The sequence below is a fragment of the Cellulomonas persica genome (assembly GCF_007989825.1).
Classification (GTDB): domain Bacteria; phylum Actinomycetota; class Actinomycetes; order Actinomycetales; family Cellulomonadaceae; genus Cellulomonas; species Cellulomonas persica.
On the sequence record NZ_BJUA01000002.1, the window covers coordinates 1 to 14,959 of the forward strand.

General features: G+C 72.4%; 14 protein-coding genes. 6 read left to right on the forward strand and 8 right to left on the reverse strand.

Annotated features, from left to right (window positions below):
- Positions 1–53 precede the first annotated feature (53 nt).
- Genes qcrB through ctaE form a run of 4 tightly spaced genes read right to left on the reverse strand, consistent with a single transcriptional unit; the run spans position 54 to position 4,300 of the window.
- Positions 54–1,781 carry a cytochrome bc1 complex cytochrome b subunit gene (qcrB, locus tag CPE01_RS01840; protein WP_146804958.1) on the reverse strand — a complete coding sequence of 576 codons (1,728 nt, stop codon included), beginning with the start codon at positions 1,779–1,781 and terminating at the stop codon, positions 54–56.
- On the reverse strand, positions 1,778–2,824 hold the full coding sequence (gene qcrA, locus CPE01_RS01845) for a cytochrome bc1 complex Rieske iron-sulfur subunit (protein ID WP_146804959.1): 1,047 nt from the start codon (positions 2,822–2,824) through the stop codon (positions 1,778–1,780). The genes qcrB and qcrA overlap by 4 nt, the downstream gene beginning before the upstream one ends.
- Positions 2,821–3,606, reverse strand: a complete 786-nt coding sequence (gene qcrC, locus CPE01_RS01850; protein ID WP_146804960.1) for a cytochrome bc1 complex diheme cytochrome c subunit — start codon at positions 3,604–3,606, stop codon at positions 2,821–2,823. The genes qcrA and qcrC overlap by 4 nt, the downstream gene beginning before the upstream one ends.
- A gap of 46 nt (positions 3,607–3,652) precedes the next feature.
- The gene (ctaE, locus tag CPE01_RS01855; protein WP_146804961.1) at positions 3,653–4,300 is read right to left on the reverse strand and encodes an aa3-type cytochrome oxidase subunit III; all 648 of its coding nucleotides are present in this window, start codon (positions 4,298–4,300) and stop codon (positions 3,653–3,655) included.
- A 217-nt stretch (positions 4,301–4,517) separates the two neighbouring features.
- On the opposite strand from ctaE, the gene CPE01_RS01860 reads away from it, so the two are divergent.
- Both CPE01_RS01860 and trpD read left to right on the forward strand, forming a co-directional pair.
- On the forward strand, positions 4,518–4,943 hold the full coding sequence (locus CPE01_RS01860; protein ID WP_146804962.1) for a response regulator transcription factor: 426 nt from the start codon (positions 4,518–4,520) through the stop codon (positions 4,941–4,943).
- The gene (gene trpD / locus CPE01_RS01865; protein ID WP_146804963.1) at positions 4,940–5,983 is read left to right on the forward strand and encodes an anthranilate phosphoribosyltransferase; all 1,044 of its coding nucleotides are present in this window, start codon (positions 4,940–4,942) and stop codon (positions 5,981–5,983) included. The genes CPE01_RS01860 and trpD overlap by 4 nt, the downstream gene beginning before the upstream one ends.
- A gap of 217 nt (positions 5,984–6,200) precedes the next feature.
- Here the strand turns inward: trpD and CPE01_RS01870 are convergent, their stop codons facing one another.
- Together CPE01_RS01870 and CPE01_RS01875 are read right to left on the reverse strand one after the other, a co-directional pair.
- A complete protein-coding gene (locus tag CPE01_RS01870; protein ID WP_146804964.1) occupies positions 6,201–6,482 on the reverse strand; it encodes an Lrp/AsnC family transcriptional regulator in 282 nt (93 codons plus the stop codon).
- Between the two features lie 25 nt (positions 6,483–6,507).
- Positions 6,508–8,376, reverse strand: a complete 1,869-nt coding sequence (locus tag CPE01_RS01875) for a DEDD exonuclease domain-containing protein (RefSeq protein ID WP_146804965.1) — start codon at positions 8,374–8,376, stop codon at positions 6,508–6,510.
- Positions 8,377–8,555: 179 nt separating this feature from the next.
- Between CPE01_RS01875 and CPE01_RS01880 the strand changes: the two genes are divergently transcribed.
- Together CPE01_RS01880 and CPE01_RS01885 are read left to right on the forward strand one after the other, a co-directional pair.
- Positions 8,556–9,956, forward strand: coding sequence for an NYN domain-containing protein (locus tag CPE01_RS01880; protein ID WP_146804966.1), 1,401 nt, complete (start codon positions 8,556–8,558; stop codon positions 9,954–9,956).
- Between the two features lie 91 nt (positions 9,957–10,047).
- Complete coding sequence (locus CPE01_RS01885; protein ID WP_146804967.1) at positions 10,048–10,323, forward strand: hypothetical protein; 276 nt, start codon at positions 10,048–10,050, stop codon at positions 10,321–10,323.
- A 101-nt stretch (positions 10,324–10,424) separates the two neighbouring features.
- Here the strand turns inward: CPE01_RS01885 and CPE01_RS01890 are convergent, their stop codons facing one another.
- Positions 10,425–12,254 carry an AMP-dependent synthetase/ligase gene (locus tag CPE01_RS01890; protein ID WP_146804968.1) on the reverse strand — a complete coding sequence of 610 codons (1,830 nt, stop codon included), beginning with the start codon at positions 12,252–12,254 and terminating at the stop codon, positions 10,425–10,427.
- Between the two features lie 198 nt (positions 12,255–12,452).
- Between CPE01_RS01890 and CPE01_RS01895 the strand changes: the two genes are divergently transcribed.
- Positions 12,453–13,397: an ROK family glucokinase gene (locus CPE01_RS01895; protein ID WP_146804969.1), complete on the forward strand. Its 945-nt coding sequence runs from the start codon at positions 12,453–12,455 to the stop codon at positions 13,395–13,397.
- 74 nt (positions 13,398–13,471) lie between these two features.
- Here CPE01_RS01895 and CPE01_RS16280 read toward each other — a convergent pair whose 3' ends face one another.
- Entirely contained in the window at positions 13,472–14,002 is a 531-nt protein-coding gene (locus CPE01_RS16280) for a hypothetical protein (RefSeq protein ID WP_186811367.1), read from the reverse strand.
- Between the two features lie 99 nt (positions 14,003–14,101).
- Between CPE01_RS16280 and CPE01_RS01905 the strand changes: the two genes are divergently transcribed.
- A complete protein-coding gene (locus tag CPE01_RS01905; protein ID WP_246783674.1) occupies positions 14,102–14,902 on the forward strand; it encodes a lysophospholipid acyltransferase family protein in 801 nt (266 codons plus the stop codon).
- Positions 14,903–14,959 lie beyond the last annotated feature (57 nt).

Consider the following 14,959-nt stretch of genomic DNA (forward strand, 5'->3'; position numbering starts at 1 on the left):
GGGCGGCCCGCCCGTGGGGCGAGCCGCCCGACTCGGTCAACTCTTGTCCAGGATCAGCGATTCCGCCCGTCGGGCGTCGTCTCGGATGCTGGATCGGCCGTCACACCAGCGCCGACCTGCACGGGAGCGCCGTGCGACTCGATCGCGTGGTCGTCGTGACCGCCGTGCGCCGCGTGTGCGGCCGCGAGCTCGGCGGGCGTCACCGGCTCGACGCGGTCCTCGTAGAACACCTGCGAGATCCGCTGGCGCAGACGGTCCGTCTTGTAGCCCTTGCGGCGCACGCCGCGCGAGTCCTCGGCCGGCTCGATCTCGAGCGGGCGGACGGCCTCGTGCTGCACACGGAGCCAGCGCTCGTGCGCGTCCAGCGGCTTGTGGACCTCGATGTACTCACCGGACGCGTAACGCACGATGCGACCGGTCTCGTGGCCGTGCAGGACGAGCTCGCGGTCCTTGCGCTGCAGGCCGAGGCAGATGCGCTTCGTGATCACGAACGCCAGCCACGGGGCGACGAACAGCAGCACGCGGAACGTCCACGTGATGTCGTTGATCGACAGGTGGAAATGCGTCGCGATGAGGTCGTTCGAGCCCGCCAGGACCAGGATGAAGAAGGCCACGAGCAGCGAGACGCCGAACGCCGTGCGGAACGGCCGGTTGCGCGGGCGGTCGAGCACGTGGTGCTCGCGCTTGTCACCGGTCGCGAACGCCTCGATGAACGGGTAGCCGCCGAGCAGCGTGAACAGGATGCCCGGGACGATCATCGCGGGGATCAGGATGTTCAGGCTGAGCGTGTACGGCCCGATCATGAACTCGGTCTGGCCCGGCATCAGTCGCAGCGAGCCTTCGAGGAAGAGCATGTACCAGTCGGGCTGGGCTCCTGCGGACACCGGTGACGGGTCGTAGGGGCCGTAGTTCCACACCGGGTTGATCGACATGGTGGCCGCCATGAGGGCGATCACGCCGAACACCACGAACAGGTTGAACAGCAGCTTGCCGGCGTAGGCCGGGAGCGCGGGGTAGCCGACGACGTTCGTGTTCGACCGGCCCGAGCCCGGGTACTGCGTGTGCTTGTGCATCACCATGAGGAACAGGTGGAGCCCGACGAGCGCGAGGATCAGGCCCGGCACGAGCAGGATGTGCACCGTGAAGAGCCGGGGGATCAGGTCGTGCCCGGGGAACTCGCCGCCGAACACGAAGTACGACATGTACGAGCCGATGATCGGGATCGCCTTGACGACGCCGTCGGTGATGCGCAGGCCGTTGCCCGAGAGCACGTCGTCCGGGAGCGAGTAGCCCGAGAAACCGGCGGCCAGACCCAGGATCAGCAGCACGAAGCCCACGAGCCAGTTGATCTCACGCGGCTTGCGGAACGCACCCGTGAAGAACACGCGCATCATGTGCACGACGATCGACGCCATGAAGATGAGCGCCGCCCAGTGGTGGATCTGCCGCATGAGCAGCCCGCCGCGCACCTCGAACGACAGGCGCAGCGTCGAGGCGAACGCCTCGGACATCTCGACGCCGTTCATCGAAGGCCACGGGCCCTCGTAGTGCGTCTCGCCCATGCTGGGGACGAAGAAGAGCGTCAGGAACACGCCCGAGATCAGCAGCGTGACGAAGCTGTACAGCGCGATCTCGCCGAGGAAGAAGGACCAGTGGTCCGGGAACACCTTGCGCGCGAAGAACTTGACCGCGCCGCCGATGCCGGTGCGCTGGTCGAGGTAGTCGGCAGTGGCGCCGGCCGCCTTCGCGGTACGCGTCGGGGGAGACTTGAGGTCGCTCACTTGGTCGCACGCTCCCAGAAGCTCGGGCCGATGGGCTCGGCGAAGTCGCTCTGCGCGACCAGGTAACCCTCGTCGTCGACGGTGATCGGCAGCTGCGGCAGCGGACGCTTGGCGGGGCCGAAGACGACCTTGCAGCTGTCCGCCACGTCGAAGGTCGACTGGTGGCACGGGCACAGCAGGTGGTGGGTCTGCTGCTCGTAGAGCGCCACCGGGCAGCCCACGTGGGTGCAGACCTTCGAGTACGCGACGATGCCCTCGTGGCCCCAGGTCTCACCCGCGGGAGACTGGTCGGACTTGATGTCGCGCGGGTCCAGGCGGACCAGCAGGACGATCGCCTTGGCCTTCTCGTCGAGCATGCCGTGCTCGAGCTCGTTGAGCCCCTCGGGGATCACGTGCCAGACGTCGCCGATCGTGACGTCGGAGGCCTTGATCGGGCGGTTCGTCGGGTCGGTGTGGAGGCGAGTGCCCTTCTTCCACATCGTGTGCTTGAACTTGCGCACGTTCCAGTCCTCGCCCACGTTGCCGATCAGCGGCACGAGGATCGACAGCGGGAAGAGGGCGAGAGCGGTGACGCCCGCGCCGACGAGCGCGCCGCGTCGGGTCAGGCCGGAGTCCTCGCCGCCGTCCTTGAGCATCTGGACGGCGATCTCGCGGGTCTCGTCGGAGGAGCGCAGCTCGTGCCGCTCCTCGACGTACTCACGATTGCTCATGAGGACCTTGATGTAGTAGTTGCCGCCGATGCCGATGCCGAGCAGGCAGACCGCCAGGCCCAGGCCGAGCACGAGGTTCGACACGCGCATCGAGCCGACCGTCTCGCCCGGGGGCAGCGCGAAGTAGGCCCAGATGACCGCGATCGTGCCGAGGATCGACAGCGTGAACAGCGCGAGCACCTGGCGCTCGACGCGCTTGCTCGTGCGGGGGTCGACGTCGGCCTGGCGCGGCGTGTGCTCGTGCAGCCCCGGGTTCTCGAACCGCGCGGGCAGCTCGCCGTGGCCATCACCGTGCACGGCGACGTCGCGGTTGTGGTCGTGGGGGGTGCTCACGAGGACTTCGCTCCGATCCAGACAGAGATGCCGAGCAGCAGGCCGAGGCCGACGACCCAGGCCCACAGGCCCTCGCTCACCGGACCGAGCGAGCCGAGGTCGAGGCCACCGGGCGAACCCTGGCCCTGCTCGTCGATGAAGGCGATGATGTCGCGCTTCTCCTCGGGCGTGAGGTTCGCGTCGTTGAAGACGGGCATGGACTGCGGGCCCGTGAGCATCGCCTCGTAGAGGTGCGTCGGGGTCGTGTCCCACAGGTTCGGGGCGAACTTGCCCTGCGAGAGGGCGCCGCCGGCGCCGACCGCGTTGTGGCACATCGCGCAGTTGGTGCGGAACAGCGCCATGCCGGACGCCGAGTCGCCGAGCGCGGGGTCGACCATCTCCTCCGTGGGGATGGCCGGGCCGGCGCCGAGCGACGCGACGTACGCCGCGAGCTGGGAGATCTGCTCGTCCGTGAACTGCACGGGCTTGGCCTGGGCCTGCGGGCCCGTCATCTGCATGGGCATGCGCCCGGTGCCGACCTGGAAGTCGACCGCGGCGGCGCCCACACCGATGAGGGACGGCGCGCTGTCGGTGCCGGACGCAGACGGTCCGTGGCAGGTCGAGCAGTTGGCCTGGAACAGCTTTTCGCCGGCGGCGATGTCGTCAGCGGTCGCGGTCTTCGTGGCGGCCTCGGCCGACGAAGGGGCGACCACCGCGTACACCGCACCGACCAGCAGCAGCGCCAGCAGGAGCAGCATCGCTGGTGCGCGCCGGTCGTGCCTGCGGGCCGCGAGTGCCTTCACGGATCGATCCTCGTCTCGCATGGTGGGGAGTGGGGCGGGGTGCGGCTCAGCGCAGCAGGTAGATGACCAGGAACAGCGCGATCCAGACCACGTCGACGAAGTGCCAGTAGTACGACGTGACGATGGCCGTCGTGGCCTCGTGGTGCCCGAACCGCTTGGCCGAGAACGAGCGGCCCAGCAGGAACAGGAACGCGATGAGGCCGCCGACGACGTGCAGACCGTGGAAGCCGGTGGTCAGGTAGAAGACCGAGCCGTAGGGGCTCGACGAGATGGTCAGGCCCTCGTGCACGAGCTCGGCGTACTCGTAGACCTGGCCGCCGATGAAGAACGCGCCCATGACGTACGTGAGCGTCATCCACTCGTTCATGCCCCAGCGGTTGACCTGCAGCAGCGAGCCGCTGCGGACCGGCTGGAAGCGCTCGGCGGCCCACACGCCCATCTGGCACGTCACCGACGACAGCACCAGGACGGTCGTGTTGATCGCCGCGAACGTCAGGTTGAGCTTCGCGGTCTGCTCCGCGAACTCCTCAGGGACGGCAGCTCGCACCGTGAAGTACATGGCGAAGAGGCCGGCGAAGAACATGAGCTCGCTGGCCAGCCACACGATCGTCCCGACCGACACTGGGTTCGGTCGGTTGACGCTCACGTGGGGGGCGGTGCGAGGGGCAGCCGTTGCGGTCGACACGGTCGCCATTATGGCGGAAACGACGTCCGCATGGGCCATTGGGCCCACGCGTGGCGGGCGGTAAATGTCACACCGTCAGGATCTGAGGCCTTCAGGCAGCCGGTGTGAGGCCCCTGATCGTCGTGAGGGCGGCCCGTCGCGACACCGTGGGCGAGCGGGCGTCGTGTCCTGCGTCACGCCGTGCCAAGATGCTTCACGACGCACGTCGAGACGAGTGAGGGACCACATGAGCACCGCGCACGACCCAGCCGCCACGAACCGCGGACCGCGGATCGTCCTGTACAGCGACGACGTCGATGTGCGCGCGCAGGTCAGGCTCGCGATCGGGCCGCGGCTCGAGCACGGCGCGCCCGAGATCGAGTGGGTCGAGACCGCGACCCCGGCCGCGGTCGTGTCCGCCACCGAGGCGGGCGGCGTCGACCTGCTCGTCCTGGACGGTGAGGCCGACAAGCTCGGCGGCATGGGCCTGGGCCGCCAGCTCAAGGAGGAGGTCTACCGCTGTCCTCCGGTGCTCGTGCTGACCGGTCGCCCGCAGGACGCGTGGCTCGCGTCCTGGTCCAACGCCGACGCGACGGTGAGCCGCCCGCTCGACCCGCGCGAGCTGCACTCCACGGTCGTCGGGCTCCTGGCGTCGCAGGCCGTCGCCGGATGAGCGGCGCCTCCACCTGGCCCGACCTGCTCACCGGTCTCGTCGCGGGTGAGGACCTGACCGCGGCGCAGGCGTCGTGGGCGATGGACGAGATCATGCGCGGCGAGGCGTCGCCCGTGCAGATCGCCGGCTTCCTCGTCGGGCTGCGCGCCAAGGGCGAGACCGTCGAGGAGCTGTCCGGGCTCGCCGAGACCATGCTGGCGCACGCGCAGCGCATCGAGGTGCCCGGTCGCACCGTCGACATCGTCGGCACCGGCGGGGACCGCTCGCACACCGTGAACATCTCCACGATGTCGGCGCTCGTGATCGCCGGCACCGGGCTGCGCGTCGTCAAGCACGGCAACCGCGCCGCGTCGTCGTCCTCCGGGTCGGCCGACGTGCTCGAGCAGCTCGGCATCCGGCTCGACCACGCACCTGAGCGCGTCGCGCAGATCGCCCTCGAGGCCGGGATCACGTTCTGCTTCGCGCAGGTCTTCCACCCGTCGTTCCGGCACACCGCGGCTGCCCGCGCCGGGCTCGGCATCGCCACCGCCTTCAACTTCCTCGGCCCGCTGACCAACCCGGCGCAGCCCGGCTCGGCCGCGATCGGCGTCGGCGACGGGCGGATGGGTCCGCTGATCGCGGGCGTGCTGGCCCGACGAGGGACGAGCGCGCTCGTGTTCCGCGGCGAGGACGGTCTCGACGAGATCGCCCCGACGAGCTCGACGCGCATCTGGGAGGTCGCCGACGGGCAGGTCACCGAGCACCTCGTCGACTGGCGTGAGCTGGGCGTCGAGCGCGTCGAGCTCGCCGCGCTGCGGGGCGCCGACGCGGCCCACAACGCGGGCGTCGCGCGAGCGTTGATCGACGGCGAGCCCGGTGCCGTGCGCGAGACCGTCCTGCTCAACTCCGCCGCCGCGCTCGTCGCCGACGGGACGCTGTCCGGGACGAGTGGCGGGACGCTCCTCGAGCGGTTCGCCGCGGGCGTCGAGCACGCGCGCGCGTCCATCGACAGCGGTGCCGCGCGAGGTGCGCTCGAGAGGTGGCAGCGCGCCAGCGCGTGAGGCCTGCCCTCAGGTCACGGTGCGCTCGGGCTCAGTCCCTGTGTCTGTTGGTCGGATTGAGCCTGCGCTCCGCGTGAGGCGAGTGCCGCCTCCGGGCGGCCTTCATCGTGCGGTGCGCTCGGGCTCAGTCCCTGTGTCTGTTGGTCGGATTGAGCCTGCGCTCCGCGTGAGGCGAGTGCCGCCTCCGGGCGGCCCTCACCTCACGCTGCGCTCCGGCTCAATCCTCGAGCCCGAGCGCGAAGGCCTGGTCCAGGTCGTGCTGGCTGTACGTGCGGAAGGCGATGTACGTCTGGGTGCGCAGGACGCCCTCGACCTTGCTCACCTGGTCGGCGATGACGTCGGCGAGGTCGTCGTGCTCGCGCACGCGGACGAGGGCGATGAGGTCCACCTCGCCGGTCACGGAGTAGACCTCGCTCACGCCGCGGATGTCGGCGATCGCGGAGGCCACCTCGGGGATGCGGGCGGCGTCGGTCTCGATGAGGACGATGGCGGTCAGCATGGTTGCCATCATGCCGCGCGAAGGCTCACGCCGTGCGGGGCATCGCGGCGTGGCGGGCGACCTCGGGCACCGGCGGAGCCGCGACGCGCGGCTCGTCCTGCTCGACGGGCACCCCAGGCGCGGCCCGGCCGAGGACCGCGGCCGCGTGCGCCGCGAGCGCAGCGGCGGGCTCGACGTCACCGAGAGCCGTGCGCACGGGCAGCGCCCACGTCCCGACCACATCGACGATGCGGACGCCCGGTCGCTCGAGCCAGTCGAGCACGAGGTCCGTCTCCTCGGGGTGCGCGGCCGACGCGGGGGCGATCGGTGCCGGGACGTGCTCGGCGGTCGAGCGCAGCGTCGTGATCGTCGGGTGAGGGTCCGTCATGCGGTCGACGCGCGCCGTGGCCGCGAGTCGCCCGTGCCGGACGAGCACGATCTCCCAGCCCCCGTCGTCGGTACGCCGCGCGGCCACGACCTCCTCGCAGCGCGCCACCGGCATCACCCGCTGCGCGCGGGCGGCGCCCCGCAGGAACGCGCCGAGCCGGTCGCGGACCGTCGCGGCCTCCTCGTAGCGCTGCTGGGCGACGAGGGTGTCGATGCGCTCGGCGTGGACCGCGACGACCGGCGCCGGATCGCCCAGCATCGCCGACCGGACCCGCTCGACGACCTCGCGGTAGTCGGGCTCGCCCTGCTGGCCGATGCACGGCGCCCCGCACCGGCCCATGTCCGCCAGCGCGCACGCGGACGCGTTCGCGGGCGCCACGAGCGGCAGCCGCCTCGTGCACTGGCGGACCGGGAAGCTCTCCTGCAGCGCCTCGAGGGCGAGCTGGGCCGAGCTCTGCGACCCGAACGGGCCGATGTAGCTCGCGCCGGGCTCGTCGCGCACGTCGCGCACGATCGACAGACGCGGGTACGGCTCGCTCGTCAGCCGGACCCACGGCATGCGCTCGGGGAAGCGTGAGCGCCGGTTGTAGCGGGGCGAGTGCTCGGTGATGAGCCGCAGCTCGCGTACGCGGGCCTCGAGCGGCGTCGCGCACACCACCGGGTCGACGCGCTCGGCGATGCGCACCATCTCCTGGATGCGACCGCGCTTCTCCGACGACGTGAAGTACGAGCGCACGCGCGTGCGCAGCGACGTCGTCGAGGTGCCGACGTAGAGCACCTCGTCCTTCGGGCCGCGGAACAGGTAGACACCGGGGGCGTCCGGGAGCCCGTCGGCGAGCGTCCGCTTGCGGCGGACCTCCTGCGGCACGGGGTCGGTCGCGGTCGCGAGGTCCTCGAGGTGCGTCACGCCCAGCGGGCCGAGCCGGGCCAGGAGCGCGTGCAGGACGTCGACCGTCGCGCGTGCGTCGTCGAGCGCACGGTGGTTGGGGGTCACCGCGGCGCCGAACAGCGCGGCGAGCGTGCCGAGCTTGTGGTTGGGCGCCTCGTCGCGCGTCACGACGCGGCGCGCGAGGCGCACGGTGTCGACCACGCGGTACCCGGGCCAGGCGTGGCCCGTGCGCGCGGCGGCAGCCCGTAGGAAACCGACGTCGAACGGCGCGTTGTGCGCCACGAGCACGCAGTCGTGCGCGAACTCGAGGAAGGAGGGCAGGACCTCCTCGATGGTCGGTGCGCCGACGAGCATCGACGACGTGATGCCGGTCAGCACCTGGATGAACGGGGGGACGGGGCCGCCCGGGTCGACGAGCGTCTGGAGCTCGCCCAGGACCTGGCCGCCGCGCACCTTGACCGCGCCGATCTCCGTGATGCCGCACTCGGCCGGCGTCCCGCCGGTCGTCTCGAGGTCGACGACGACGAACGTCACCTCGGACAGCGGGGTGCCGATCTCGTCCAGGCCGAGCTGGACCGGGATGCCGTCGGCCGGAGCGCCCGCCCACACGGGACGCAGGCGGTGCAGGCTGGACGACATGCCGCGACCGTACCCGCGCGCTCCGACACGCTCGGCGGGTCGACCCCGCGTGTCGCGAGACGTCGGCCACCCGTCCGCGGAGGCCGCACGGTGTCGTGGTCGCAGCGGGCTGCGGCGGATCCGTGCGCTGACCTGGGCGCGTGCGCGCGGCCGCGCGCACTGCGGCCTAGGGTGACGCCATGGGCGACGACGGGCGGGTTCCGACGGCGCTGCGCGCCGAGATCGTCGCCGTCGCCGCGAGGACGCTGGCCGGCTACGACCGCGCCGCGGTCCCGGCCGCGCTGCGCAGGGTCGCGGCGTTCGCACCCGCCAAGCGGGCCGTGGCCGGCGCCGTGCCCCTGTGGTCAGCGCTGCACGAGGACGCGTTCCGCGCGCGGGTCGGCCGGACGTGGGCCCAGGAGCACCCCGACCTGGCGACCCGGCTCGGGGTCGGTCACGAGAGCGGTGACGACGAGACGGCACCTGACGAGACGGCACCCGGGACGGCACACGACGAGACGGCGCACGGCGAGCCGACGTCCGACGGGACGACCTCCGACGACGTGCCGCGGGACGCCCGCGCGCACGCTGACGCAGAGCAGGACGACGCCGGTGCGCTCGAGCCGTCCCTCGCCGCCGCGGCCGGGGCGTGGCTGCTCGGCCGACCGTGGGAGCACCTCGTGCCGGCGCACGCCACCGCGCCCGCACCCGAGCCCGTGCGGACGGGGCCGTCCCAGGCCGACCTCGACCGCGTGACGGCCGAGCTCGCCCGCCTGCGCGAGGAGCACGAGGCCGCGCGCGACGAGCTCACGACGCTGCGCAAGCAGGCGCGACGTCTGCGGTCGGACGCCGACCGGGCTCGTGCCGAGGGGCGCCAGGCGCTGAGCGAGGCGAACGAGCTGCTCGACCAGGCGCGCGCCGCGCGCGACGAGGCGGCGACCGTGCTCGAGATCGCCACCGACGAGCGCCGCGCGGCCGAGGCCGAGCGCACCGCCGCGCGCGCCGAGCTGCGGGTCGCCCGCAAGCTCGCCGACGCGCGCGTGCGCCTCCTGCTCGACACGATCGTCGACGCGGCGAGCGGCCTGCGCACCGAGCTGGCCCTGGCTCCGACCACCGACCTGCCGGCCGACCTCGTCGCCCCGCCCCAGGCGAGCAGCACGGCCCGCGTGGGCTCGCGCGGGCGGTTCGTCGACGACCCCGCGCTGCTCGACGAGCTGCTGCGTCAGCCCCGGTCGCACCTCGTCGTCGACGGCTACAACGTCACCAAGACCGCGTTCCCCGACCTCACGCTCGAGCAGCAGCGCCGCCTGCTCGTAGACGGGCTCGGCGCGATGGCGGCGCGCTCGGGTGCCGAGGTCACGTGCTGCTTCGACGGTCAGCCGACGCCGCTGCCGGCCACCGCGCTCGCACGCGGCATCCGCGTGCGCTTCTCGGTCGGGGAGATCGCGGACGACCTCATCCGCCGCCTCGTGCAGGCGGAGCCGACGGGTCGGGTGGTCGTGGTCGTCACGAGCGACCAGGAGGTCGCGCGCGACGTCGAGGCGCGGGGCGCGTACGTGGTGCCGTCCGCGACGCTCGTCGCGCGCCTGCACCACGGCTGAGCCGCCCGGCGCTGCCGGTCGTCTGCGGTGCAGCACCGTCCGAGGCCGGCGTGAGGCCACCGTGTCGGTGGTCCGCCCTAGCGTCCGGCGCATGATCATCGACTGCGAGGGGTGCACCGCTCGGCCGGCCGCCTGCGCGGACTGCGTCGTCACGTTCGTGCTCGAGGTGCCGGCACGCGCGGCCGGGGACCGACCCCGCGAGCGGCTGCGTGAACGTCCGTCCGACCGCGCGCACGAGCGACCGCCCGGCGTCGCGGGCCGGGACGCCCGCGTGCCGTTCGAGCTCGACGACGCCGAGCGCCGCGCGCTGGGGACGCTCGCCGACCTGAACTTGGTCCCGCCGCTACGCCTCGCCGAGGGCGGCTGACACGGACGGGCGACGAGACCCGCGAGTCTCGTCGCCCGTCCGTGAGCCTGCTGTGCGGTGCTGGGTCCGGAGCCGGAGCCGGAGCCGGAGCCGGAGCCTGGTCAGCCCAGCGCCACGTCGTGCCCGCCCGGGCCCGACTCGTACAGCGCGTCGACCTCGGCCTCGAAGTCCTTGAGCACGAGCGAGCGCTTCACGCTCAGCTTGGGCGTGAGGTAGCCGTTCGCGATCGTCAGGTCCGTCTCGAGGATGCGGTACTTGCGGATCGACTCCGCGCGCGAGACGGCCTTGTTCGCGCGCGCGACGGCCTTGTCGATCGACGCCAGGACGTCCACGTCCCGCGCGGCCTCCTCGAGCGTCATCGCGGGCTTGCCGTGCGCGCTGAGCCAGCCGGGCACGCCCTCGGGGTCGAGCGTGACGAGCGCACCGATGTACGGGCGCTGGTCGCCGACCACGACGACCTGGCTGATCAGCGGGTGGCCGCGCAGCCGGTCCTCGAGCACGGCCGGTGCGACGTTCTTGCCGCCGGCCGTGACGATGATCTCCTTCTTGCGCCCCGTGATGGACAGGAAGCCCTGCTCGTCGAGCGAGCCCAGGTCGCCCGTGCGGAACCAGCCGTCGTCGAGCGACTCAGCGGTCGCCTCCGGGTTGTCGTGGTAGCCGCGGAACACCTGGACGCCCTTGACCTCGATCTCGCCGTCGTCGGCGATCCGGATCGCGGTGCCGGGCAGCGGGAGGCCGACCGTGCCGATCTTCGTGGCCTCGGGCCGGTTGACGGTCGCGGGCGCGGTCGTCTCGGTCAGGCCGTAGCCCTCGAGCACGCGCAGGCCGACGCCGCGGTAGAAGTGGCCGAGGCGCTCGCCGAGCGGTGCTCCGCCCGAGATCGCCCAGCGTGCCTGCCCGCCGAGCAGCGCCCGCAGCTTGTGCAGCACCAGGACGTCCGCGACCTTGTGCTGCAGCCGCAGCCACGGGCTCGGGCCGCGCGGGTCGTCGAGCGCGCGCGAGTAGACGATCGAGGTCTTCGCCGCTCGCTGGAAGATCGCGGCCTTGCCGCCCGCGGCGGCCTTCTGCTCGGCGCCGTTGTAGACCTTCTCGAACACGCGCGGGACCGCGAGCACGAACGTCGGCCGGAACGAGCCCAGGTCCTCGATGAGGGTGCGGGTGTCGGGGGAGTGGCCGAGCACGGCGCCCGCCGGGATGCACAGCACGTGGATGAACCGCGCGAAGACGTGCGCGAGCGGCATGAACAGCAGCGTGCGCGAGCCGGGGTCGGACACGACGGCCTTGAGCCCCTCGACCGCGTTGACGGTGAGCTCGTAGAAGTTGCCGTGCGTGAGCTCGACGCCCTTGGGTCGGCCGGTCGTGCCCGAGGTGTAGATCACCGTGGCGAGGCTCGACAGGTCGGCGAGCCCGCGGCGGCGGGCGATCTCGTCGTCCGGCACGTCCGTTCCCGCGGCGACGAGGGTGTCGATCGCGCCGCCGTCGATCACGAGGACCTCGCGCAGGTCCGGGACGTCCGCGCGGATCTCGGCGACGGTGGCGGCGTGCGTCTCGGTCTCGACCGCGAGCACCGTGACGTGGGCGTCGGTGAGGATCCAGGCGACCTGCTCCGCCGACGAGGTCTCGTACAGCGGCACGGGCACGGCGCCGGCGGCCCAGATGGCCCAGTCGAGCAGCGACCACTCGTACCGCGTGCGGGACATGATGCCGACGCGGTCACCCGGCTCGACCCCTCGTGCGACGAGGCCCTTCGCGACGGCCACGATCTCGGCGTCGAGCTCGCGCGCCGTGATCGGGATCCAGGGCCCCGTCTGCTGGGTCTTGTGCTCGATGACCACACCGTCGGGGTCGGCCGCGAGCCGTTCCGCGAACAGGTCGTTGAGATTGCGGTCGGGCGCGACCTCGACAAGCAGTGGGGTGCTGTACTCGACCATTCTGACTCCAGTGGCAGAGGTGACGGGTCCGACGAGGATACGGGACGTGTGTCCGACTCCGGCGGCGCCCGCGCAGGCTAGCCTCGCTGCGTCGCCACGTGCGCGGACGCACGTGCGGCGGTGCGCGCTGTTGGCGCTAGCGTGGGCGTGCGCCGTCGGTCGCGCGATCAGCCACAACTCACTCGGGAGCACGAACGCATGCACGCCATCGGTGTGGACATCGGCGGTACCAAGATCGCCGCCGGCGTGGTGGACGACGAGGGCCGGATCCTGGCCCAGACGCGTCGCGACACCGAGCCGGACGACGCCGCGAGCATCGACGCGGCGATCGCTGACGCGTACGCCGAGCTGAGCGCGCAGCACCCCGTGAAGGCGATCGGGCTCGCCGCGGCCGGCTTCGTCGCCGCCGACCGTTCGGGTGTGCTGTTCGCGCCGAACATCGCGTGGCGCGACTACCCGCTGCGCGACCGCGTCGCGGCGCTCATCGACGAGAAGGTCGACATCGTCGTGGAGAACGACGCGAACGCGGCCGGGTGGGCCGAGTTCCGGTTCGGCTCGGCGCGGGACGTCGACGACATGCTGACCCTGACGATCGGCACAGGCCTCGGTGGCGCGGTCGTCTCCAACGGCGCGCTCGTGCGCGGCTTCGCGGGTGTCGCGGCCGAGGTCGGCCACATGCGCGTCGTCCCGGGCGGGCACTACTGCGGCTGCGGGCACGAGGGATGCTGGGAGCAGTACGCATCGGGTAGCGCGCTCGTGCGCGACGCGCAGGCGGCGGCCGTGGCGTTCCCCGACCGCGCGCAGCGGATCGTCGAGCTCGCGGGCGGCCGCGCCGACAAGATCGTCGGCCCGTACGTCACGAAGGCGGCCGAGGAGGGCGACGAGCTCGCGATCCAGCTCCTGGCCGAGCTCGGCCGGTGGATCGGTGAGGGTGCCGCCTCGGTCGCCGCGCTGCTCGACCCGGCGATGGTCGTCATCGGCGGCGGTGTCGCGGCGGCGGGTGACCTGCTGCTCGAGCCCGCCCGCAAGGGTTTCGGCGACCAGCTCTCGGCGCGTGGTCACCGCCCGGAGGCGACGATCGTGATCGCCTCGATGGGCAACGACGCCGGCATCGTCGGCGCCGCGGACCTCGCCCGCCTGTAGCTCCGGTCCCGGCGCGTCGTCCGCGACGGTGCGCCGGGGCCGTGCCGCGGTCGGGCGACCGCTCGGACGACCGCTCAGACGACCGCGCCGTCGTCGTCGTCCTGCCGGTCGCGGCGCGCGGGCATGCGCCACACGAGCACCGCGACGCCGAGCACGAACACGACGCACGCGACCTGGATCAGCAACGCGGGCGCGTCGCGCCACGCGACGAGGACGACGAGCAGCAGCATCGGCACGCCCGCCGCCGCGAACCACGCCATGGTGAGCAGCGGGTCGCCGCCCAGCACGGGCCCGGGGTCGGGCGCGACGAAACTCTCCTGCTCGTCGACGCTCGCCTCGGCCTCGTCGTACTGCGACGTCCCGTCCCAGTCCCGGCCCGTGGCGGCCGAGAGCGGGTCGGCCGGCTCGGCGGCGTCGTCCTGCGCGGGGCGCACGACGCGCGACCCGTCGCGGAACGGCGAGTCCACGCCGGGCGCGACGGGGAAGTCGAGACCGCGCGAGGCAGCCGCGTCCGCGGCGGAGTCCACGTCGTCGAGCTCCGCGACGATGCGGGCCCACCGTTCGTCGTCGACCGGTTCGTCGGGCCGGTCGGAGCGAGGAGCCATGAGAGCACTCTAGAGTCGGACGTGCGGTCCCGACGGTCCGCGGCGGCCGAACGGTCGTCCAGGCGGTCCGGGCCGTCGACGGTGCAGGAAGGTGACCCCTTGTTCTACTGGTTGATGAAGCGGATCTTCGTCGGTCCGTTGCTCCACCTCGTGTACCGACCGTGGATCCGCGGCGCGCACCACGTGCCCGCTGACGGGCCCGCGATCCTCGCGAGCAACCACCTGGCGGTCATCGACTCGTTCTTCCTGCCGCTGATGCTCGACCGCGAGCTGGTGTTCATCGGCAAGCAGGAGTACTTCACCGGTCGCGGCCTCAAGGGCCGGCTCACGGCGGGCTTCATGCGCGGGGTCGGCACCATCCCCGTGGACCGTGGGGGCGGCAAGGCGAGCGAGGCCGCCCTGCGCACGGGTCTGCGCCGGCTCGAGGAGGGCGACCTGTTCGGGATCTACCCCGAGGGCACGCGCAGTCCTGACGGCCGGCTCTACCGCGGCAAGACGGGCATCGCGCGGCTCGCGCTCGAGTCGGGCGCGCCGGTCATCCCCGTCGCGATGATCGGCACGAACATCGCCCAGCCGGTCGGCAAGCGGATCCCGAAGATCATGCGCATCGGCATGGTCGTGGGGGAGCCGCTCGACTTCTCGCGCTACAAGGGCATGGAGAACGACCGGTTCATCCTGCGGTCGGTGACCGACGAGATCATGTACGCGATCATGAGCCTGTCGGGCCAGGAGTACGTCGACGTCTACGCGGCCACGCAGAAGGCGCGCATCGCGGCCGGTGTCAGCGACGCCCAGCCCGCAGCCGACGAGCCGCGCACGGCCGCTCCGGGCGGCCGTCCGGTGCCCGACGTCCAGGTTCCGGTACCGCCTCAGGACGACGCGGAGCCGTCAGTAGGATGACCGTGTCGACCGCCGCGCGCGGTCGTCGTCGCCCGGCCCGAGCGCCCCGCGATCCGC